General features: G+C 55.5%; 24 protein-coding genes and 1 pseudogene. 19 read left to right on the forward strand and 6 right to left on the reverse strand.

The features are described from left to right. The first annotated feature begins 43 nt into the window (after positions 1-43). Entirely contained in the window at positions 44-562 is a 519-nt protein-coding gene (locus ACJBF3_RS12175; RefSeq protein ID WP_045331104.1) for a DUF6622 family protein, read from the forward strand. Positions 563-571: 9 nt separating this feature from the next. On the opposite strand, the gene ACJBF3_RS12180 is transcribed toward ACJBF3_RS12175, so the two are convergent. The 6 genes and pseudogenes from ACJBF3_RS12180 to ACJBF3_RS12205 form a co-directional block, all read right to left on the reverse strand. Beyond that, positions 572-874: a HigA family addiction module antitoxin gene (locus tag ACJBF3_RS12180; RefSeq protein WP_045331107.1), complete on the reverse strand. Its 303-nt coding sequence runs from the start codon at positions 872-874 to the stop codon at positions 572-574. 78 nt (positions 875-952) lie between these two features. Then, positions 953-2,122 (reverse strand): HlyD family efflux transporter periplasmic adaptor subunit, encoded by a 1,170-nt coding sequence (locus ACJBF3_RS12185; RefSeq protein ID WP_088475387.1) that lies wholly within the window; start codon positions 2,120-2,122, stop codon positions 953-955. A 10-nt stretch (positions 2,123-2,132) separates the two neighbouring features. After that, a complete protein-coding gene (locus ACJBF3_RS12190) occupies positions 2,133-4,334 on the reverse strand; it encodes a type I secretion system permease/ATPase (protein WP_045331111.1) in 2,202 nt (733 codons plus the stop codon). Beyond that, complete coding sequence (locus ACJBF3_RS12195) at positions 4,331-5,734, reverse strand: TolC family outer membrane protein (protein WP_045331114.1); 1,404 nt, start codon at positions 5,732-5,734, stop codon at positions 4,331-4,333. The genes ACJBF3_RS12190 and ACJBF3_RS12195 overlap by 4 nt, the downstream gene beginning before the upstream one ends. Positions 5,735-5,812: 78 nt before the next feature. Further along, positions 5,813-8,968: pseudogene (locus ACJBF3_RS12200) on the reverse strand (BapA/Bap/LapF family large adhesin); the annotation flags it as partial. Between the two features lie 420 nt (positions 8,969-9,388). After that, positions 9,389-9,937 (reverse strand): helix-turn-helix domain-containing protein, encoded by a 549-nt coding sequence (locus ACJBF3_RS12205; RefSeq protein WP_406545087.1) that lies wholly within the window; start codon positions 9,935-9,937, stop codon positions 9,389-9,391. A gap of 148 nt (positions 9,938-10,085) precedes the next feature. On the opposite strand from ACJBF3_RS12205, the gene ACJBF3_RS12210 reads away from it, so the two are divergent. The 18 genes from ACJBF3_RS12210 to ACJBF3_RS12295 all read left to right on the forward strand — a co-directional run bounded on the left by ACJBF3_RS12210 (position 10,086) and on the right by ACJBF3_RS12295 (position 19,023). Continuing rightward, a complete protein-coding gene (locus tag ACJBF3_RS12210) occupies positions 10,086-10,352 on the forward strand; it encodes a helix-turn-helix domain-containing protein (protein ID WP_063930228.1) in 267 nt (88 codons plus the stop codon). Positions 10,353-10,364: 12 nt separating this feature from the next. Then, on the forward strand, positions 10,365-12,428 hold the full coding sequence (locus ACJBF3_RS12215; protein WP_406545089.1) for a Mu transposase C-terminal domain-containing protein: 2,064 nt from the start codon (positions 10,365-10,367) through the stop codon (positions 12,426-12,428). A 45-nt stretch (positions 12,429-12,473) separates the two neighbouring features. After that, positions 12,474-13,367 (forward strand): AAA family ATPase, encoded by an 894-nt coding sequence (locus ACJBF3_RS12220; protein WP_061548759.1) that lies wholly within the window; start codon positions 12,474-12,476, stop codon positions 13,365-13,367. A gap of 20 nt (positions 13,368-13,387) precedes the next feature. Next, positions 13,388-13,666, forward strand: a complete 279-nt coding sequence (locus tag ACJBF3_RS12225) for a hypothetical protein (protein ID WP_406545091.1) — start codon at positions 13,388-13,390, stop codon at positions 13,664-13,666. Between the two features lie 12 nt (positions 13,667-13,678). Then, positions 13,679-13,870 (forward strand): hypothetical protein, encoded by a 192-nt coding sequence (locus ACJBF3_RS12230; RefSeq protein WP_063616981.1) that lies wholly within the window; start codon positions 13,679-13,681, stop codon positions 13,868-13,870. Continuing rightward, entirely contained in the window at positions 13,860-14,510 is a 651-nt protein-coding gene (locus ACJBF3_RS12235; RefSeq protein ID WP_406545093.1) for a DUF3164 family protein, read from the forward strand. The genes ACJBF3_RS12230 and ACJBF3_RS12235 overlap by 11 nt, the downstream gene beginning before the upstream one ends. Position 14,511: 1 nt before the next feature. Next, positions 14,512-14,745, forward strand: coding sequence for an ANR family transcriptional regulator (locus ACJBF3_RS12240; RefSeq protein WP_001568899.1), 234 nt, complete (start codon positions 14,512-14,514; stop codon positions 14,743-14,745). Continuing rightward, positions 14,735-14,926 carry a hypothetical protein gene (locus ACJBF3_RS12245; RefSeq protein WP_406545095.1) on the forward strand — a complete coding sequence of 64 codons (192 nt, stop codon included), beginning with the start codon at positions 14,735-14,737 and terminating at the stop codon, positions 14,924-14,926. Before ACJBF3_RS12240 ends, ACJBF3_RS12245 begins: the two co-directional genes overlap by 11 nt. Positions 14,927-15,005: 79 nt before the next feature. Beyond that, positions 15,006-15,725, forward strand: coding sequence for a DUF2786 domain-containing protein (locus ACJBF3_RS12250; RefSeq protein ID WP_406545096.1), 720 nt, complete (start codon positions 15,006-15,008; stop codon positions 15,723-15,725). Continuing rightward, on the forward strand, positions 15,722-16,201 hold the full coding sequence (locus ACJBF3_RS12255; RefSeq protein ID WP_051594506.1) for a hypothetical protein: 480 nt from the start codon (positions 15,722-15,724) through the stop codon (positions 16,199-16,201). The genes ACJBF3_RS12250 and ACJBF3_RS12255 overlap by 4 nt, the downstream gene beginning before the upstream one ends. Continuing rightward, positions 16,198-16,458, forward strand: coding sequence for a DUF4752 family protein (locus ACJBF3_RS12260; RefSeq protein WP_038637777.1), 261 nt, complete (start codon positions 16,198-16,200; stop codon positions 16,456-16,458). The genes ACJBF3_RS12255 and ACJBF3_RS12260 overlap by 4 nt, the downstream gene beginning before the upstream one ends. Then, complete coding sequence (locus ACJBF3_RS12265) at positions 16,455-16,625, forward strand: hypothetical protein (protein WP_406545098.1); 171 nt, start codon at positions 16,455-16,457, stop codon at positions 16,623-16,625. The genes ACJBF3_RS12260 and ACJBF3_RS12265 overlap by 4 nt, the downstream gene beginning before the upstream one ends. Then, positions 16,625-16,999 carry a DUF4406 domain-containing protein gene (locus ACJBF3_RS12270; RefSeq protein WP_038637780.1) on the forward strand — a complete coding sequence of 125 codons (375 nt, stop codon included), beginning with the start codon at positions 16,625-16,627 and terminating at the stop codon, positions 16,997-16,999. The genes ACJBF3_RS12265 and ACJBF3_RS12270 overlap by 1 nt, the downstream gene beginning before the upstream one ends. Then, positions 16,992-17,207 carry a hypothetical protein gene (locus tag ACJBF3_RS12275; protein ID WP_023063185.1) on the forward strand — a complete coding sequence of 72 codons (216 nt, stop codon included), beginning with the start codon at positions 16,992-16,994 and terminating at the stop codon, positions 17,205-17,207. Before ACJBF3_RS12270 ends, ACJBF3_RS12275 begins: the two co-directional genes overlap by 8 nt. A 177-nt stretch (positions 17,208-17,384) precedes the next feature. Further along, positions 17,385-17,600 carry a hypothetical protein gene (locus ACJBF3_RS12280; RefSeq protein ID WP_075200116.1) on the forward strand — a complete coding sequence of 72 codons (216 nt, stop codon included), beginning with the start codon at positions 17,385-17,387 and terminating at the stop codon, positions 17,598-17,600. A gap of 61 nt (positions 17,601-17,661) precedes the next feature. Then, the gene (locus ACJBF3_RS12285; protein WP_075200115.1) at positions 17,662-18,138 is read left to right on the forward strand and encodes a gp16 family protein; all 477 of its coding nucleotides are present in this window, start codon (positions 17,662-17,664) and stop codon (positions 18,136-18,138) included. After that, positions 18,083-18,517: a Mor transcription activator family protein gene (locus ACJBF3_RS12290; protein ID WP_039262135.1), complete on the forward strand. Its 435-nt coding sequence runs from the start codon at positions 18,083-18,085 to the stop codon at positions 18,515-18,517. Before ACJBF3_RS12285 ends, ACJBF3_RS12290 begins: the two co-directional genes overlap by 56 nt. Next, positions 18,517-19,023: a hypothetical protein gene (locus tag ACJBF3_RS12295; protein ID WP_075200114.1), complete on the forward strand. Its 507-nt coding sequence runs from the start codon at positions 18,517-18,519 to the stop codon at positions 19,021-19,023. Before ACJBF3_RS12290 ends, ACJBF3_RS12295 begins: the two co-directional genes overlap by 1 nt. The last annotated feature ends 60 nt before the right edge of the window (positions 19,024-19,083 follow it).

Genomic DNA, 19,083 nt, shown 5'->3' on the forward strand with positions numbered 1-19,083 from the left:
GCGTTCAGAGCGGCACGGGCCGCAATCGTCCATGGAGATCTCCATGTTTGAATTTCTGTTCGGTGTCGTTACGCACACGCCTGTCTGGGTATGGGTGCTGTTTATCTTCCTTGTTTCGCGCGGCATCAAAGCCCGCAGGCCTGCCACCGTTACGCTGGAACGGCTTGCCATCATTCCGGCGATCTTTCTTATCTGGGATATTTACGATCTGGTGGTCTACCGCACGCTGACACCCGGCGCTGTCGCACTTTGGGCGGTTGGGATCCTCGCCGGAGCCGTTCTGGGGTATTTCCTGATTAAGCAGGCGGTGATTACCCGCGCAGAGGCACCGCGTAGCCTGTACCGTCAGGCAGACTACACCGCGCTGCCGTTTATGATGCTGGCGTTCGGGGTGAAGTATGTGCTGGGCGTGATGAGCGCGGTCTCTCCCCAGACGATGCAGCAGCCTGCTATGAGCGCCCTTGCGGTTGTCTCCGGCGGGGTGTTTGCCGGGGTGTTTATCGGCAAGTTTACGCGGTATGTTGAGGTGTTCAGCCGCACCGCCCCGCGCCCGGCGGAGTGAGAGCGTGAGTCAGGCCACGTCCGGCCGACCGGATTTACGCCTGGCCATCACTTCTGCAACGGTCTTAATACGGCTAAGCTCCTCCTGCGTCCTGGCGTTAGATTGCGCTTCCCAGATATCGACGTTCAGCTGTAAGTTCAGCCAAAACTCAATAGTTGTATCAAAGGCTTTTGCCAGTTTTATCGCCATATCGGCAGTAAGCTTACGGTTGTTATTGACCAGCGCGCTGACGGTATTGCGGTGGACATTGAGCATCTCCGCGAGATCGCTGATTTTCAGATTGAGCGGTTCAAGATACTCATACTGCAACACGTCGCCCGGCGGCGCTACGCTTGCGCGGGCCTGCGGGAACGTAGGCCGGGTAAGGCGAAGCCGCCACCCGGCGATTGACTACCGCTCCCTCAGCGCCTCTTTCGCCCGGTTAAACGGCTTGATCATATAGTCCAGCACCGTTTTCTCGCCGGTCTTGATGTCCACCGTCGCAATCATTCCCGGCACAATCGAGAAGTGCCTGCCCGCCTTGTTCACCAGGTAGTCCTGGCTGGTGCGGATGAACACCCGGTAGTAAAACACCTCCGGCTTGGCCTCGTCCTGGATGGTGTCCGGGGAAATCGTCTCCACTACCCCGTGCAGCCCGCCGTAAATGGCGTAATCGTAGGCGGTGATTTTAACCAGCGCCTCCTGGTTCGGGTGGATAAAGGCGATATCGCGCGGGGACAGGCGGGTTTCAATCAGCAGGTGATCGTCCACCGGCACAATCTCCATCAGCTCGCCGTTGGGCGGGATCACGCCGCCGATGGTGGTCACCTTGATATTTTTTACGATCCCGCGCACCGGGGATTTTACCGTCAGGCGGGTGACGGAATCCTGGCGGCCTTTCAGGACGGCGGAAACCATATCCACCTCCGCGTTGGCCTTGGAGAGCGCCTCCCTGGCCTGAACGTAATACTGCGAGCGCACGTCGGTGAGCTTCAGCTCCAGATCGCTTTTCTGCCGCTGCAGGCGCAGCACCTCCACGTGGCTGGCGGCCCCGGTTTTGACCAGCCGCTGGGTGATGGCCAGCTCCTTATTGGCGAGATCTAACGCGGCGCGCAGCTCCCGCTGGGTGTCCTCCAGCTGCGCCCGGCGGGAGTTGTAGAGCCGCGTTTCGTCTGCAATCAGATCCGGCCATTTTGCCAGCGAAGGGGGGAACTTCAGCGGGAGATCGTTCACCTCGGCGTACAGGCGCGCGCTGGAGGCCAGCGAAGCCCGGTAGCGCGCCGCGCTTTCACCGACGTTCGATTCGGAACGCGTCGGATCGAGCCGCGCCAGAATCTGTCCGGCCTGTACCTGATCGCCCTCGTGGACGTTCAGCTCGGTGAGGATCCCGCCGTCGAGAGACTGCAAGACCTGCTCGCGCGAGCTGGGGATCACTTTTCCCGATCCGGTTGAGACCTCATCCAGCATGCCAAACCACGCCCAGACGCCCAGCACCACGAACATCAGCAGCGAGAAGAAAACGATCCGACGCGCGCCGGTATAGCCGCTCTCGGAATCCAGCGCGTTATCCAGATCGTCCATTGCCGCCACGTCACGCTGACTGATTTTCATTTTTCCACTCCCGTCCGGCTGCTGCCTGCTGCTGCTGCTGTTGCTGCATACGGCTGTTGTTGAGCGCCTGGGCTTTTGGCGCGTCCATGACCAGCATCCCCTCTTTCAACACCACCACGCGCTCCACCAGTTCCAGCACCGGCACGCGGTGGGTGGCGACGATCAGGGTGCGGTTGCCAAGCCAGTCGCCCAGCCGCTGGATAAACTCCCGCTCGGTATGCTCGTCCAGCGAGGCGGTCGGTTCATCCATTAGCACGATATTGGGATCGCGCAGCAGCATCCGCGCCAGCAGAATCGACTGACGCTGCCCGCCGGAAAGCCCCACGCCGTTTTCCATGATCGGGTAGTCCAGCCCCTTGGGCAGCTTCTGCACGAAGCCCGCCGCGCCCGTCAGCTCCAGCGCCTCGAAAATCTCTTCGTCGGTGGCGCGCGGCATGCCGAGGGTGATATTTTCGCGCAGGGTGCCGTAAAACAGCCGGGCGTTCTGGGTCATAAAGCCGACGTTGCGCCGGACGTCGGCGACGTCGAGATGCGGCAGGCTGAAGTTATCGAGCCGCAGCTCGCCTGCCGCCAGATCCATCCCGCCCGCCATCGCCTGCAGCAGGGTCGATTTTCCCGCGCCGTTGCGCCCGAGGATCGCCACTTTTTCACCCGGCCGGATCTCCAGCCGGTTAATGCGCAGCGCCATGCGCGGATCGTCCGGCTGATAGCGGAACTGCGCCTGCTCGAAAAGATAGTGTCCGCGCAGCACGTCCTGGCGGATCGGCGTCTCCTCGCGCTGATTTTCGGTGGGAAGCTGCATGATGCTGTCCAGCCCCTCTTTTGCCGCTTTGACCTGCTGCCAGCGCGCCAGCACGCCGCACAGCGTCGCCATCGGGGCAATCATGCGGGAGGCCAGCATCGACGCGGCAACCACCGAGCCGGTGGTCAGGGTGCCGTCGATCACCATCGGCGCGCCGACCACGATCACGGCGGCGTACACCAGGCTCTGGATGGTCATTCCCCAGCTGATCAGGTTCTGGGTCAGCTCGCGGGTGCGCAGGCCGGATTCGGCGGTGATCTGGATATAGCTGTTCCACTGCTGCAAAAAGCGGTTTTCCGCCTGCATCAGCTTGATGTCCTCCAGCCCTTGCACGCTCTCCACCAGCACCGCGTTGCGCAGGGTCGATTCATGGGCCGACTGCTTCGCCAGCTCCGCCAGCTTCTTCTGCAGCAGCAGGCCGGGCAGGACCATGATCACCGCCGCGACCGGGGCGATCCACGCCAGCTGCGGGGCGATGATCGCCAGCACCACCACGAACAGTAAAAAGAAGGGCAGGTCGACAATCGTCGAGATGGTGGAGGAGGTGACCATCTCGCGGATCTGCTCCAGCTCGCGCAGCTGAGAGATAAAGCTGCCGGTGGAGCGGGGGATCGCGCTGTTGCGCAGCCGCAGCGCGTGGCCGAATACGCGATCCGAAACGCGCATATCCGAGCGCTTGCCCAGCAGATCCATAATGTGCCCGCGCGCCACGCGCAGCACAAAACCAAACAGGGTGGCAATCAGCACCCCGATGGTCAGGACGTAGAGCGTCGGGTAGGACTGAGCGGGGATCACCCGGTCATAGACCTGCATGGAAAAGACGATCCCGGAGAGCGACAGCACGTTGATAAACAGCGCGGCGAGCATCACCCAGCTGTAGGGGCGCAAATCGCGCATCACCAGCCGGTAGAGCCAGTCCGGGCGGTATTTTGAGATATAGGCATCCACGCGGCTGTCCTTCAGCGCGGCGAGTGGACGCAGGGCGATAACGTGGCGGATGGCGGGCAGCGTCGCCGTCATCGACAGCCGGTTGGTGTAGGTCTCCTCGTCGAAGAAGCTGATTTCCAGGGTGTCGTCGCCGTCGAAGTGCTCGATCACGCCGATCCGGCCGTCATTCATCGCTACCACCACCGGCAGACGCCAGCTGTTGATCGACTGCTGGTCAGCGGTGAGCAGCTGAAACGACAGCCCCGCCTCGCGCGCCAGCTGAGTAAGCGCGGGAACCATCGGTTTGCCCTTCAGCCACGGCGCGCCTGCGATCAAGGCGCCGGGAGAGCAGGCGACGCGGTAGCGCGTGGCGACAAAGCCAAAGGCCTGCGCCCACTGCGCCAGCGCCTCGTCCGTCATGTTTTCACCTTGCGGGGTTTCACGCTGCGTCATGGCTGGATCTCCACGGTCTGGATGGTGCGGTTATCAAGATCGAACGCATGGCGCAACTGGCCGGTATTGTATAGGCAGTTGAGCTGCAGCTGGTGCAGCTGACCGAGGGTCTGCTGCTGGGTGAAGCGCGCCTGATAGACCTCCTGCTCGGCGTTGAGTACGTCGAGCAGCGGGCGCGAGCCGAGATCGAGATACTGCTGCTGGTACAGCTCGCGGGTGCGGGCGCTGAGCGCCTCCTGGCGGCCCTGAATTTGCAGCGTGCTTTGCAGGCTCATCACCTGACTGCGGGCTTCCAGCAGCTTCTGGCGGACGTCAAGCCGCGTGCGCTGAATGGTGGACTGCGCCGCCTCCACCGCGTGTCCGGCGGCGTTACGCCGGGCGGTGAGGCCGCCGCCCTGATAGAGCGGCATCTGCACTTTCACCCAGGCGGAATACTGGGTGCGGTCCCGCGTGTCGCTCCCCGCGTAGCGATCGTTCATGTAGTGACGCACTTCAGGCTCCAGCGAGACGGTTGGCGTCATCTGCGCGTCGGCGTAGTCGAGGTTCGCCTGGGCGACGTTAGCCTGGGCCCAGGCGGCAAGCACCGCGGGAACCAGACGGTCGTCCGGCTCGGCGATGTCGCAGCTACGTCCCAGCTTCTGCGGAAAATCATTGTCGATCGCGTTCAGGTTGCTCCAGCCGAGAAAGCTCATCAGCGTGGCGCGGGCGCTGTCGAGGTTTGCCTGGTACTGCATCAGCTGGGCGCGCGCGCCTTCTATACGGGCATCGGTCTGCACCACGTCAGAGAGCGAGGTGGCGCCTTCGTCGTTACGCTGGCGGGTCAGCGCGCCGATGGAGGAGAGGGCGTCGAGCTGTTCTTTGGCGGTGTCGACCATCTGCTGCCAGGTTTGCACCTGCACCATGGCGACGGCGGTGTCGTGGGCGATGGTGTCGATACTCACCAGCACGTTAGCCTGCTGCTGGGCGACCCCGGCGCTCTCGGCGCGCACCTGGCTGGCCACTTTGCCAAAGTCGTAGAGCATTTGAGAGAGAGAAAGCACCAGCGACGGCGTAAAGCCGTTCTGGTCGCCGTCGTGGGAGTAACCGTTGTCCACGCCGGCATTAATCTGCGGATAGTATTTCGATTTCGCGACGTCCACCTCTTCACTCTGCTGGTAGAGTTTCCCCACGGCTTCGCTGATGGCCGGGTGCCAGGTGACGGCGCGGTTGACGGCGTCGCCCAGCTGCAGTGTGCCTGGCGCGGCTTTGCCCGCCGCCGGGGCAACGCGGCCGTTGAGCGAGGGGAGTTCCTGCGTTTCGCGGAGTTCGCCGGTATTGATGGTTGCCGCCGGGTTCGCGCAAAGAGCGGGCACAGATATCAGGCAGCACGAGAGCCACCAGTAAGGCATCTTCATTCCCATGTCATGTCCCTAATAAAATAAGTGCAGCTTTATTATTAATGCCCGGGCGCGGTGCGCCCGGGTTAGGTACAACAGGTGCTATGTGGTGATGATGTGTTGCTGGTTAACGAGCTCGTCGTAGGTGGTCTGAACGCCATCAAGCGTTACGAGCGTGGTATTAGTGTAGGTGCTCCCTGCACCATCACGGTCGATGGAGATCACGGTATTACCATTACTATTAGTGACATGGAGATAGTTTCCGAGCGTGGAGGCGCTACCGTTCCAGCCCACCAGCAGGTCGCTAATGTCGATTTTATCCCCCTGCGCCAGCGAGAAGCCGGTCCAGTGGTCGCCCGCGCTGCTGCTGACGTTCCCCCCCGTGCCGTTCCCCACCGTAGTGTTCAGCACCTGGTAAATCAGCGTGTCGCCGTAGGCGGTGCCGGTAATAACGTCGTTATGTTCAGAGCTGATGAACTGCGGCGCCATGTTGATGGTCAGCGTGGCGCTGTCCGTCTTCCCGGTCGCATCCGTCAGGGTGTAGTTGAAGGTCTCCTTCGAGGTGATGGATGAGAGCGATACCCCGCTGTTAAGGGTATAGGTGTAATGCCCGTCTGCGCCGATCGCCAGGATGCCGTAATGGCCGGTGATGTTCACCGTTGCGCTGCCGGTATACGGATCCAGCGTGGTGGTCACGCCGTTATAGCCGGTCACGCTCAGGCGGGTATCCACCGAGTGCAGCTGATCCAGCACGCCGCCCGAGTCGGTGCCGTCGAAGATATTGCCGTTGACGGTGTGGGTGCCGGTCGCGTCGAAATCAGTCAGCGAGTAGGTGGTGCCGTTCACGCTTGGGGTAATGGTGATGTTACCGACGCTCAGCCCCGGGACGCTGCCGGTAAAGTTCAGCGTATAGGTCCCGGCGTTGAGATCCAGCCCGGTCAGCGGGACGTCGATACTGCCGCCCAGCAGCGAGCCGCCGTTGAAGGAGCCGCTGCGGATCACGCCAGAACCGTCGCTGATGGTCCAGTTGACCGTCAGCCCGCCCAGCGCCAGCAGCGATGCCACGCTAAAGTGCAGCGACGCGTTGTGCAGGGCAGTGTTGGGATCCACCACAAAGGTGCCGCTGCCGCTGCCCTGGGTCGACGAAAGCAGGGCCGTCGTCCAGCTGGCCACGCCCACGGTCGTGTCGGAGTAGGCCGAGGTGTGGTGCACCGAGGTGACGTCCATGACGGCGCTGACGTCGTTGACCGCATTCATCGCCTGCGCGGTTGGGGTGATGTTGAGCGATGCCGTGTCCTTCGAGCCGTTCGGGGCGGTGACGGTGTAAACGAAGGTATCCGGCGTGCTGATATGATCCGCTCCCACGCCGCTTCTCAGGGTATAGGTGTACTGGCCGGACGAATTAATGGTCAGCGTGCCGTATTCTCCCTGAATGGTGGTGGTTCCACTGCCGTTGACCGCCACGCCGTTCACTTCGGTAACCAGCGTGCCCGCAGGAACCGGGTCATTCGCCAGCACGTCGCCCGTGGTCGTTTCGCTGATACTCGATACGCTGTAGACATGATCCTGCAGAACGCTCAGCGTATAGCCCGTCAGAACGGCGATCCCCGACGCGGTATTGAGTAAGAACAGATACTCCCCGGCAGGCAGGTTCAGCGTCAGCTGCGATGACGAGCCGCCCAGCAGCGGGGCGCGCAGCCAGCCCGACTCAACGCGAACCTGCTCGAAGGTCTGGGTCGCGTTGTTGAACTTATAGACGTACAGATCGAATACCGACGCCAGCGCCACGCCGCCCACGGAGGCCTGGATGGTCATGGTGCGGGTCGTGCCTTCCTCCACGTTGTAGATAATCGGGTTGGTCATATCGTCCAGCAGGTTAAGCCCCAGCGTGCTGCCGAGATTAATGCCCACCAGGGTAAAGCCAGCCTGAGACGACGCGCCGTTATTGATTTCGTGCACGCTGGTGTCGAACGTCAGGGCGTTGGTGTCGTCAACGGCGACAATGCCGTTGCTAACCGTACCGACGCCCAGGGACAGCACCAGCTGTGCCGACGCGCTGACGCCGTTATGGGTGATGGTGTAGGTGAAGCTCTCCGTCCGGCCAATGACCGACGCGCTGGTGTCGGTCAGGTTGTAGCTGTAGCTGCCGTCGCGGTTGATGGTCAGCGTACCGTATTGACCCTGGATCACCGTGCCGTCGGCGTTGACGCTGGTAGTGACGCCCTGCGCGTTCGTGACCGCGGAGATCGTGGTTCCGGCCGGCGCGTTGTCGCTGCCTGCGGTCGGGTCGGTATCGAGGATCACGTTGCCGTTGAGGCTGGTTTCACCGGTAACCGTACCCGGGCCGGTCTCTTTCACCGCCACGTCGAGGCTGGTGTAGGAGCCGGTTGCCAGCAGGTTGGTGTTATAGCTGAGCACGCGATAGTTGCCGTCCGCCAGCCCGGTCAGGTTCAGCGACACGCCGGTGGCGCCCAGGGTCAGCAGATCGGCAAACTGCGGCTGGCCGGTATCCACCACGGTGGTCCAGACGCCGTTGACGTAGTGCTGCACCACCAGCTCAAGAGTATTGAGCAGCGAGAGCACCGCGCCCGTGGCGTTGGCGTTCACCACGATATCCGCGCTGCCGCCGTTGCCCACCGTGAAGTTCACCTGGGCGGTATCATTGCCGAGCAGCGTCAGAACGTTGCCCACGGCGCCGACCAGCAGGAAGCCGTAATCGCTGTACTGGCTGTTGGTCACGGTCGCCGTGGTGCTGAGGTTCAGCTCTTCAACGTTATTGCTGGCGGAGAGCGGCAGCACCGGCGCAAGGGCGGAGCCCGGCAGCGAGGTGTTGCCCGCGACGTCGGTGGCGGTGATTTGCAACGTCTGGCCTTCGGTCTGTTTGTTCAGGAAGGTGTAGCTGTAGGTGCCGTTGCTGCCCGCAATGGCGGTCACCGTCGAGCCGTCCGCAAGGCGGATGCTGACGGTGCTGCCTGCCTCGGCATTCCCGGTCAGGACGCTACCGTCGGCGTTGAAGGTCCCGGTCGGCGCCGTTGGGGCGATCGTATCGACGATAATCGTCGTCACGGCTGACGCCACGCTGGTGTTGCCCGCCGCATCGGTGGCCGTGACGGTGAAGTTATGCGTGCCTTCCGTCAGCGGGAGGGTGGTTTGCGGCAGAGTCCAGTTGCCGCTGCCGTCGGCGGTCACCGTGCCCACCAGCGTAATGCCGTCGTAGATCCGTACCGTGGCATTCGCTTCTTGTGGGGAGGTGATCGTTTCTGCACTGTGAAGAATCTAGAGGAGGATGCCGGGAAGGCCGATGAATAGAGGGATTGCGTGGATTATGTGATTTTGCACTGCAAAAACAAAAATGAGTAAAAATAGCTATTTTTGCGTTTAATTTTGCACTCTGTTGAGCTCTTTTAGATCGAGTTTAACTCCTCTTTAATCAGTCATAAGCAAAATACAAACTCCTCTTGCTTGTTTCTTTTCTTGCCCAACAAAAAGAAAAATAATTTTCTTTTTGTCGTCTCAGTAACAAGCTATAACTTGTTGATACAAAATAACTTTAATACTGGTATGGAAAAGTAAAAATTAACTACTTTTTTGCTTTTCTTTCTTTGTGAATACAGACGTATGTCGTTCATGCTCTTACATGGATTGCACACAACTCTACACAGAACGCAGGCCGTAAAACTAAGCGCGACCCACGTTCTTATGCGTGGAGTTGTCTAGCTCGTTGTTCTCACTAACATCAGATGCCCCTTTTTTGACCTTCCCATGCAATCTCATCAGTTGTGATCGTTCATTTTCTGGAAGCATCGCAAACTCAGAGATAGATTCGATCCCTCTTAGTGCATTGAAAATCCCCGTTAGTCCATACTGGACGATGGCTAGAGTCAACTGACGGCGCTGTTCATTCGACATGACACTTAAAACACCTGCAAGCTGGGCGTCGCAAAATTCAGCGCCAAAATCGTTATTTATTGCGACATCTTCTCCGGTAATTAGCCAGATTAAAGGGGCTTCACAGGCTTCTGATATGGCCTGAATCTTGTCGATGCCTGGATAACTTTTGCCGCTTAAATAGCTGCGAACCGCAGATTCAGATATGTCACAACGACTAGCTAATGCCACATTCGTAAGCCCATCCATTGCGATTTTTAGACGCTCAGAAAATCGGTTTATTCCTGGCATAGCTATAAACCGCCCACGGTTTTTTTCTATTACATCGGTTTTATTCATATAACACCCTGATAAGTAATGACTTTAATTTGAATCGTGCAATATTGCGAATAAACCGCTTGAATTCGGTTTATTGTGCGATTAAATTGTATGAAGACGATTATCAAATGTGATTATCGTTTTAGATAAACAGAGGAGCATACCAACAATGCAATTGCTGAGACAAGATATGGCCAGCCTGTTTGTGTCTGAAGGGCAAGACTGGTCGAGCAAGGCGATCATTGCTGCCCTTGATCGCCAGGGCGTAAGCCTGAGTGATTTGGAGAACGAGCTGGGCGTCGGCAAAAATGCGATCCGCAATGTTTTCTACCGTAAATGCGGACGTTATGAAGAAGCTATCGCAGAAAAAATCGGAGTATCACCTTCGATGATCTGGCCGAGCCGCTACTTTTCTGACAGCCGTCTTACGGCTTAACTGGAGGAATTAATGTCTATCTGGTTAACCGCAAAGGAATCTGTCGGCCTGCCTGGTCTTCCTGGTATGGAGCACAACATCCGAAATTGTTTGAATAAACGGGTCGGTGATAGCACTGAATTACGTCGCCGCCGCACTGGTTCTAAAGCTTTCGAATATCACGTCGATTGTCTCCCTGAACAGGCTCGTGAAATAGTCAAAGCCCGCCATTACCACGAGGTACTTAAGCAAAGCGGTTGTGCATCTGCATCTGCAGCGCCAAAACGGGAAGTCACCACGACCCGCGATGAACTGGCGTTATTGCGTCAGTGTCCTGTATTGCTGGAGCGTGAAGTTTCCGACCTTACCGAACGCCAGAAACAGATCGCCGATGCGCGTGCATTATTAGCCGCAGAGGTTGAGCGCCTTCGGGATATCGGTATGTCTCGCGCATCGGCGGTTGAATTCATCGCCAAAGAGTCACGCAAGGGTACGCTGCCGGAGAACATCCAGACTGCGGCTGATATTGCGAATGCCCGTAAAGGCTCCAGCCGTCGTGGCGTGGGTGAAAGAACACTCCAGGAATGGTTGTCTGTTTACCTTTCAACCCGCCCAGGTATCGAACGTCTTGCTTTACTGGCCCCTGGCCATCTTAAAGCGCGTAAGCCTGAACAGATTAAGTGGCTCCCTGATTTTCTCGCGCACTGGCGGAAACTATCAGGCCCTTCCCTGGTGGATGCGTGGCGTTCATTCAAGGCTGAATGGCAGGCTATTTATGCGGGACAGCCAGCGATGCTCGCCGTCTGTCCGTCTTATGATGCCGTTCGCCGTGCGATGGAAAAATTGCCCAAACGTGAACGCGCTCGCGGCCGTATCAGCGGTTCAGCGGCTCTGGCCTTTGAGGTTTACCAGAAACGTGACTGGTCACAGATGCCCGTAAATGGTTGCTGGATTGCGGATGGTAAATCGCTGGATATGAAAGTTGCTCATCCGGTCCATGGCCGCCCGTTCACGCCCGAACTGACGCTGGTGATTGATGGACGAACCCGCTTCCTGGTGGGCTGGAGCCTGGCGCTCTCGGAGAACGTCATCGCCGTAGCGGATGCCTATCGCTACGCCATGAAATTCCACGGGAAACCTCTTTTTGTTTATTCGGATAACGGTGGCGGCGAAACAAACAAAACGCTGGATGCTGATATCACCGGTATTTTCACCCGCATGGGTATTGATCACCCGACAAGTATTCCTGGCCGACCTCAGTCTCGCGGGATTATCGAACGCCTGAACGCCGTAATACCGAGAGCGATCGCCAACAAATTTGATACTTACAACGGATTCGGGGCCGACCGTGAGCATGTCCGGATGACCGGTCGCGCCATCCAGTCAGCGATTAAGGCTCAGGAGAATGGTCGCGAGCTCACGAGCGTACAGCGTAACGCGCTGCGTAAACTTCCATCGTGGCAGATGCTGCTGGATACCATTGCTGAGGAAGTCGACAAATACAACAACCTGCATGAGCACAGCGAGTTACCGAAGCGTAATGGTGTTCATATGACGCCAGCACAGTACCGTCGCGAGGTCCTGGCCACTGAGGGTGACGAGATTGAATATCTGACGGATATCGAACTTCGTGAAGCCTTCATGCCGGAAATGTGCCGTACGGCCCAGAGAGGCTGGATTGACCTGATGAACAACCAGTATTTCAGCGCTGACCTGATACAGGTCGATGGTGAAGAGGTTCGTGTTGCCTATGACATTCACGACCCTGCCGCCGTCATCGTTCGCCGTATGGACGGTACTTATGTCTGCACCGCCATCTGGAACGGCAACAAGCGTGCCGCGCTGCCAACCAGCATGATGGATATCGCCGTTGAGAAACGCCGCCAGCGTCGTCTGAAGCGCATCGACGAACAGCGAGAAGAGATTGAAGCAGAGGCGCGAGGATTGCTGCCAGAAAGCGATATGTACCCTGATTTCGGCGCGTTAATACCATCAGATGCCGAGCGTATTAATGATGACCGGGAACACGTGTTCCTGTTCGAGTCAGAGCGAGAAGAATGGCTGAAAAGTCAGGGCAATAAAAAAGCGGCCTTCTGACTGGACATCACAGGCCGCTGATTTACTAAAACAGAGGAAGTAATTATGTCAGCTAAAAATGAACTTGTCGAACTGATGAAAGCAAAAGGTCTTAACCAAACGCAGGTCGCCCGCGCTATTGGTAAGAGCTCTGCCGTAATCAGCCAGTACCTGAATAATAAATACGACGGCGATATTGCATCGCTGGAAAACGATATTCGTAGCTTTATCGATCGTCAGCATGAAAAAGAGCGCTCGGCACGTATCAGCGTCAAATTTGTTGATACCCCAACAACGCGCAAAGCCGTTGATGTTATACGCATGGCGCACGTCGAAGGTGATATTAACGTGCTTTACGGCGAAGCCGGTCTGGGCAAGACGATGATTTGCAAAGCCTACGTCTCTAAATACCGGGATGCGTTGCTGATTGAGGCCGACCCTGGCTACACCGCACGCGTAGTCCTGGAAGAGCTCTGCAACCTGCTGGGGCTCAGTACCCGCGGCAATATGCATGAACTTAGCGAAGCCTGCATCAACAAGCTGCGCGACTCCGGGCGCGTGCTGATTATTGATGAAGCTGAGAACCTCCCTCTGCGTGCGCTGGAATCTATCCGCCGCATCCATGACAAAACGGGGATCGGCATCGTCCTGGTTGGTATGCCTCGCCTGATTCTGAACCTCAAGGGCAAACGCGGTGAGCTCGTACAGCTCTATAGCCGTGTCGGTTTCGCCCTCAACCTCGGGCATAGCCTGCCGGGTGCTGATATTGACGTCATCGCCAGCAGCGTTCTCCCGGATGGTCTGAATGAAGACCTGAGCAAAGCGCTGTTTAACGCGTCAAAAGGTAATGCCCGCCGACTGTTCAAGCTGCTGCGTGGTGCAGTTCGTACCAGTGCAATGAATGATGTTCCGGTCAGCGGTCATATCGTCAATCAGATAGCCGAAATGTTGATCCATTAATCCGGATTTAAGGAGGTTTTATGCTGACTTTAACATCAGATAACACGCTGGTTTCAGCGCTGTATCGTACCGAAGCTGTTGTCGTTTCCCTCCAGGCTCGTGGCGTGGAAGTGAAAGGCATCGTGGTTCGGGAAGGTCAGCCGGTCATTCGTATTCAGCGCCATGCCATGTGTGATTACCTGCTCAGCAGCGGTAAAGCCCGCTACATCGAATATGGCCAGGGGAAATCGGGTAAATACCGCCAGGGCCTTTTCATCCAGGATGGCTGTCGTGTCGTCTGGTCAGAATCTATTCATTGAAGGAGAAAATAAGTGGCAAAAGTCGTGATCAGCATAACCGATGCACCGCGCGGCATCAGTGTGGAGTGCCAGGTTGTTCCAGATGAAAAAGACAGTGAGCTGACCCAGAAGGTCGCAGCCACTGTGGGGTATGGTCTGGCGGGCCATGTTAACGAAAAAATCCGTAATGCAATCCAGAAAAAGGGGAAGTCCAATGTCCACTGAAAACACCATCAAACAATACACTACCACCCAGGCTCCAGAGGGATACTGGACTGATGCTCGCGGCGTTCTGACGCCAGTCAGTCTGATTAAAGAAATCGACCGCGATCGCGACCAGCTCGTTGGCGAACTTGTTGAGCAGGCGATTGTCGTTTCCTCTGCTCTGAGTGAGCTGAAATCACGCGCCTTTGCTGATATTCAGGCGTTTATCGACCTTTCGGCTGAAAAATACGGGGCCATCAAAGGCGGTAAAAAAGGTAATGTCACGCTCTACAGCTTTGATGGCCGTTTCAAAATCCAGCGAGCCATGCAGGACAGAATTGCCCTGGACGAGCGTATTCAGACTGCAAAGGCGCTTATTGATACCTGTCTTGCTGACTGGACAGAAGGTGCCCGCCCGGAGCTGAAGGCGCTGGTCAATGAGGCGTTTGATACTGACAAAGAAGGCAATATCAATACCGGGCGCGTTCTGGCACTTCGTCGCCTGGAAATTGATGATGAACGCTGGCAGCAAGCCATGCAGGCAATCGGTGAAGCGGTGCAGGTCGTCGGTAGCCGTTCTTATATCCGCGTGTATGAACGTGTTGGTGATTCGGATGAATATCGTCCGATTGCTCTCGATATTGCCGGTGCGGGGGTGTGATATGTATGTTCTGGTAGATCGCACCCATGCCCGTAAACCATGCAGTCCATTTATGTCTTATGCAGTCAGCGCTGTACTTGCTGAGCAAGTTGGCGATTTTCATAACGCTGCAACAGCCTGGAAAACTGCATTCAGCCTGGCGAAAACAGAGGTCAATTCTATCTGGGCAATATCGCGAATGGAGTTCTGTCTTCATGCGGCGAATCGTGGTTGGGGGATTCCGAATGAAAGCTAAAGAGTTCAATCTGCGATACCCGATTGGCAGCGTCTTTATTTATCAGCCAAATCCGGTTTTACGTGGCGGTAAGGTCGTCAGCACCGTTGACCAGGCTCGTGACTGCCGCGATGTATCGGTAGTTGAAATAAACCAGGAGCCTTATTTCGCCAATATTAAATCGCTGATACCAGCTAGCTGAAATAACTTTTAATTAAATCACTTTTAAAAATGGCGTAAACCCGCAGGGGCTGGCTTACGCCAAATTCAGGAGTTGAACAATGGAAAATAAAGAGAAATATATCCAGAGAATTAAAAAGCTGCTCGCGATGGCGCGTAATAACTCCAGCGCCGAAGAAGCCGCACTTGCCCTCCGCCGCGCTCAGCGTCTGATGGAAACCCACAAGCTGACTGAGGCTGATGCTGATTTGATGGATATCAATGAAGCTTCTACCCAGAAGGCCCCCTCTCATGCTGAGAAGATGCCGGAATATATGGCAATACTGGCAGAGATGGTCGCCCGCGTTTTTGGTGTGAAGTTTTATACCAGCCATGGCACTGAGCAGTGGGGCAAGCCAGCAAAACGCACCATACACTATTACGGCCCCGACGAACGCCCTCAGATAGCGGCATATTCATTCGAAGTTCTGGGTAAGCAACTGGCGAAAGCCCGCCGTGATTACCTCTCCACATTACGCAAGAACATCAAACAGGCCACCAAAGTTGCCCGCGCAGATATCTTCTGCTCCGCCTGGGTCAACGGTGCTTATGCCGTTGTCAGTGATTTCGCCGTCACGGATGCGGAGACAACGCTGATGGAGTGTCACCGCAGCAGGAAATTAAGCGAAGGCATGAAAAAGCTGGAGCCGCGTAAACCCGGCAAAGCCAGGGGAACAGATAAGGCGGAAAACGAGGGTTATCTGGCTGGCCGCAATGCGCAGCTGCATCACGCGGTAAGCAGTTCAGCTAATAAATGCGAACAGATCGGAGTGACAAAATGAAAACCTCGCCTCAACTGGAAACATCACCAGTCAAAGAACTGGTGCGGGCTGGCCACGAATTTGCAGCAGCAATGGGGGCTGATACCCCCTTAATCGAGATCGCAAAGTTGGTCAGCCGACTGGCTACAGAGCTGGATGTTCAGCTCTCTCGCGCCAATACGTTGGCTTCGCTGGCCGCTGAGCCTGTCGCGTGGACTGATGCGGACGAACTGCGTGATGCAAATAACGGAGGAAGTGGCTATCTATTCGCTATTGGTTGTGATGCCAATAAATTTGCTGACCCGCGCCGTCAGGTGATGCTTTACGCCGCACCGCCAGCACCACTAGTGCCGGAGGGAATACCAAAAGGTCTGGCTGGTCATATTGTCAGTCTGCTGGCGCATAACATCGAAGATAAATTATTGGCACAGAAAATCTGGAATGCCTGCCGCACCGCCATGCTCTTATCCATTTCCCAAACGGAGAATGGCAAATGACGATCACCGAAATTCTCAATACCGGACTCGCTTTCATGGGTTGGTTATTCATCATGGTCCAGGCCGGTAAGTGGTTTACCTCAGTTGTCCTGAAATCTTGGGATAAACATCGCAAATCATCACGTCGCCAGAAGGCTATTGATGAGTTGTACGATGCCTTCGATCTGCAGGGCATTGAGCCAGGTACAACCGTTCGTCTTGCCACAAAGGGCGCTCTGACAATCATGATGTTCCGCTCTGAGGAAGCCGCCAAATGACAAACCGCAAAGCAAGAAGACTGCTGCGCATGCCTTTCAAATTCAGTAACCGTAAAGCGATGACAGGCTGGCCAGCAACGATACCCCAGCCAGGCAAGGAGTGGTGTGACAAGAAGAAACGCAGCGCTGCACAGAACCGCTGGAAAAATCATGCGAGGTATCTCTGATGAATATAAATAAACAATCTGAGCGTAAGTCTGTGGTGTTCATTGCAGGCCCGATGACCGGCTATCACAACTTTAACCGCGATGAATTCAATGCTGAGGCACGCATCCTTGAAGAGCGCGGCTTCACCGTTCTTAACCCGGCCATTCTTCCGGACGGCCTGCAGCATGAGCAGTACCTGCAAATTACGTTGTCCATGCTTGAACAGGCTGATGCTGTTTTCCTGCTTAACGGGTGGGAAAAAAGCACCGGCGCAACCAGGGAGTTTGATCGCGCCTGTGAGCTGGGCCTGCTGTTCCTTTACCAGGACTGGGAGAGCGTGTCGATTGCGATCCACCGTAAACGTCACCCATTAACGGAGGAGAGTTATGCATAGCGTAACGGGTTGCCAGTTCCAGGATAACGGCAACCGCCGTGTCTGGTTCTTCCGTGATAACAGCCAGGTTGTTGAGTTGTTGTCGGTGCCTCTTAAGCTGCGGTTCAACTATTACGATGCGAGTAACCGCAACGTTCGTAATAAGGGGACTCAGGCTGATATGAGAAAGGCGATTGAGTCTTTCAAGAAACTTCGGGGAATACAGTGATGGATATAGCTTTCATTATCATATTGCTGGCGATGTATTTAACGCTTGGCTGGTGTTGGGTATGCATCCTTGTCCGATTAGTGGGATTAGCTAATTTATCCCGCCAGAATTGCTGGTTTGCCTTTCTCTTATGGCCTTTGAGCATTATCGCGACCGATGCGAATCTGGAGGAAACCGATGAAACATCTCCTGAGAAATCTGACAGCAAAGACGTTTAACCAGCGCTTCCCCGTTGGCTCGCAGTTCCATTATTACCTGACACCAGGTGTATCGGAGCGAGAGATTGTAATAACCAGCTCAGCAGCCTGGCATATGCGCAATGGTCGTCTGGTTGTCAGGGTTGAAGGGAAAATCGGTGGTATATCCGTCAGCAAAATGGAACCTTTAAAGTAAGTCATTACAGCAGGCACTTCATAAAGTGCCTGCGATAATGGCAACCAACAGGAGAAATATTATGTCCACGCCAGCAAAACGAGGTCTTATAGGGGCAATTAAAGCCGGTCAGGCATATCTGGGGTGGGATGATGTAACCTACCGTAGTGTTCTGTCTCGCTTATGCAACGGTAAAACATCATCCACTAAATGCACCCTCGACGAACTGCAGGCTGTCAGGGAATATATGCATGATAAGGGCTTTCCTCGCTACTCAGCAAAACACGGTCGACGCCCAAAAGTTGCCAAAACGCGTGAATCAATTCTTGCTAAAATTCATGCATTACTTGCAGATGCAAAACGTCCGTGGAATTATGCCGAGAAAATGTGCGATCATATGTTCCACGTCAAATACATCGAGTGGTTGACGACAGAACAGTTAACCAAACTCATGCAGGCTCTCAGCATTGATGCGAGTCGGCGAAAAAAGCGGGAGCGTAATAATGAATCTGGAACAGGTAACGGAGCTGCTGCCATCAGCAGTGATACAAATAGCTGACCTGATAGGCTTCCCGGCGACCGAGCAGCTTCTGTCTGCTTTTGGTGGCACCACGTTCCCGATAGGTAAAGGCCTCCGCGCTATGGGAGCCAGCCGCGCAGCCCTCCTGCGCGATACTATCGGCGATGAGAAAACCCAGTTACTCATCAAGAATTTTGGTGGCGAAGTTCTCTATTTACCCCGCTGTGATCGTGCCCTTCGTGAATTACGTAACCGTCGCTTTCTTGCTGAGTTCGCCGAAGTGCGTGAACAAGGCTCTTCTTCTCTTATGGCCATGACCTTTCTTTGTCCTAAGTATGGATTTAGTGATCGCTTTGCGTGGGAACTTCTTGCACAGCAGAAAAATAAAGATTGTAACAGTCAAGGAAAATTATTCTAATGGGCAATACAATGAGATATATGGCATTTTTCTTGGTGGTATTTAGTACTACTGCAGTAGCAAAAACAGTACCCAATACAAAAGCAGTTGAAACTTATAAAAATCAACTTGAGGAAACCAAAAGAATATTTAATGAAACGCAGAGCACTTTAATGGGTGCAACTGCTGTTTTTGATATGTACAAGAACCTAGGATATCTTACACCTGAAGTTGTTGCAGTGAGTCGTCATTTCCTCCTCCTTGATGAGGATGCGAAAAAATTGTATGGGGAGAATCTTCTTTTAAACCCTACACCTTTTAGCTCTTGTGCTACGTTACCAGCAGCAGCTTACTCATATTGGATGGCAAGGCTATCTTCATTAAAAACTGATAATGTTAAGGCTGTGAATGCGCAGGGTGAATCATACATAAAACAGGGTAAGGAATGTAAATTTGCAATTAACAACCCACCTCCGGCACATATTGAAGAAAGTGACGATGTAGAGATAATTGATGTTACTCAATAAACCACTGAACCCCTTCACCTGATTATTCACCTAACCCGATGAAATACTGACGCCATCCTT

It is taken from the genome of Enterobacter sp. PP-008-ECC_S150 (assembly GCF_045257065.1).
Lineage (GTDB): Bacteria > Pseudomonadota > Gammaproteobacteria > Enterobacterales > Enterobacteriaceae > Enterobacter > Enterobacter chengduensis.